General features: G+C 75.0%; 2 protein-coding genes. Both read right to left on the bottom strand.

Annotation, left to right across the window (positions count from 1 at the left end):
• Nucleotides 1-978, bottom strand: a 978-nt coding sequence (locus VAE46_RS12950; protein WP_322797361.1) for an FAD-dependent oxidoreductase, incomplete at its 3' end; no start/stop codon positions are given.
• A partial coding sequence (locus VAE46_RS12945; protein WP_322797360.1) for a dihydrolipoamide acetyltransferase family protein occupies nucleotides 975-1679 on the bottom strand: 705 nt, incomplete at its 5' end. The genes VAE46_RS12950 and VAE46_RS12945, both read right to left, overlap by 4 nt.

Here is a 1679-nt window from a genome sequence, read left to right as displayed (position 1 = left end):
GGCGACGCGGCCCTGGAGGGCGGCGGTGCTGGAGAGCATGCCGGTCCCGGTAACATCGCCGGCGGCGTAGATGCCGGGAATCCCCGTCGCGCAGGCGGGGTCAACGGGGATGGCGCCATCACGCGGCTGGAGCCCGGCGCGTTCGAGGCAGAGACCTTCGAGGGAGGGGACGCGGGGGTCGGCGGCGAGCACGACATCGGCTTCCACAGAACATTCGCCGCCGGGGCCGGCGAGGCGGACGCAGCGGTCCTCGGCGGCGACGGGCGCGTGCCCGGCGCGCGCGGTGACGCCGACGGCAGCGAGGAGGTCGGCGATCACCGGCTGGAGGTCGTCGTCGAAGCCGGGGCAGAGGAGCGGGCCAGGCGCGGCCAGCGTCACCGCCGACCCGGCGAGGGCGAGGAGGACGGCGTATTCAATAGCGAAAAGCCCGCCGGAAGGACCGCCGCCAAGGATGAGGCAGGAGGCCGGGGGTTCGCGCCAGGACTGGACGACGTCCGGGGTGACGAGGCGGTCCGGGGGGAGGCCCGGGATGGCGGGGGGCTCCCAGGCGCAGCCGGCGGCGACGACCACGGCATCGGCTGCGAGGGGGCCCGAGCCGGACACCTCGAGCAGGCCGGGCTGGCGGAAGGCGGCGCGGCCCTGGAGCACGGTGACCCGGGCGCGGCGCAGGGCCGTTTCGACGCCGGCGGCGAGCTGGCGGACGAGGGCCGCAGCGCGGTCGTTGGCGCGGCCGAGCTGGAGCGCTTCGCCGGCGGTGAAGATGCCAGCGACGGCGGCTTCGCGGGCAGCGACGAAGGCGGCGGCGCTTTCGAGCAGGATGGTCGTCGGGATGCAGGTGTGGTGGACGCAGCTGCCGCCGGGGCGGGCGGATTCGACGAGCGCGACCGCGGCGCCGAGGCTCGCGGCCTCGAGGGCGGCGGCCACCCCGGCGGCGCCGCCGCCGATGACTGCGACATCGAAACGGTCGGGCGCGGTCATGGGAGCAGGAGCCGGTAGGGGGATTCGAGGAGGTCGCGCACGGCGGCGAGGAAGGCAGCGCCGGGGGTGCCGTCGACGGCGCGGTGGTCGATGGTGAGGCTGAGGGTGAGCGAACGGGCGCGCACGGGGCGGTCGCCATCCCAGCGGAGGTCGTCGGTGATGGTGCCGATGCCGAGGATGGCGACGTTCGGCGGGTTGATCACGGGGGTGAAGAATTCGACCCCGGACGTGCCGAGGGAGGTGACGGAGAAGGTCTGGCCGGCGTAGTCATCGAGGCCGAGGGTTCCGGCGCGGGCGGCGGCGGCGAGGCGGGAGGTCTCGCGGGCGAGGTCGTGGAGGGTGAGGCGGTCGGCGTGGCGGATGACGGGGACGACCAGCCCGGCTTCGAGGGCGACAGCGAGGCCGATGTGGACCTCGGGCTCGAGGACGATGGCGTCGGGTTCGACGCGGGCGTTGAGGGCGGGATGCTGGCGGAGGGCGCGCACGGCCGCGCGGATGACGAGGTCGGTGATGGAGGGGCGGATGCCCTCGGGCTCCCACTCGGCGATGAGCTGCTCGCGCAGGCGGAGCGCTTCATCCATACGGACGCGCATGCTGAGGGTGAGCTGGGCCATCTCCTGCAGGCTGCGGTGCATGCGCTCGGCGATGGTGCGGCGCATGCCGCGGAGGGAGATGCGCTGGCCGGGCGTCGGCGCCGGCGC

Origin of the sequence: Tepidiforma sp. (genome assembly GCF_034433535.1) — a bacterium.
In the GTDB taxonomy this organism is placed as follows: domain Bacteria; phylum Chloroflexota; class Dehalococcoidia; order Tepidiformales; family Tepidiformaceae; genus Tepidiforma.
Note: the sequence above shows the minus strand (reverse complement) of the source record. Positions and strands in the feature narration are given on the sequence as shown.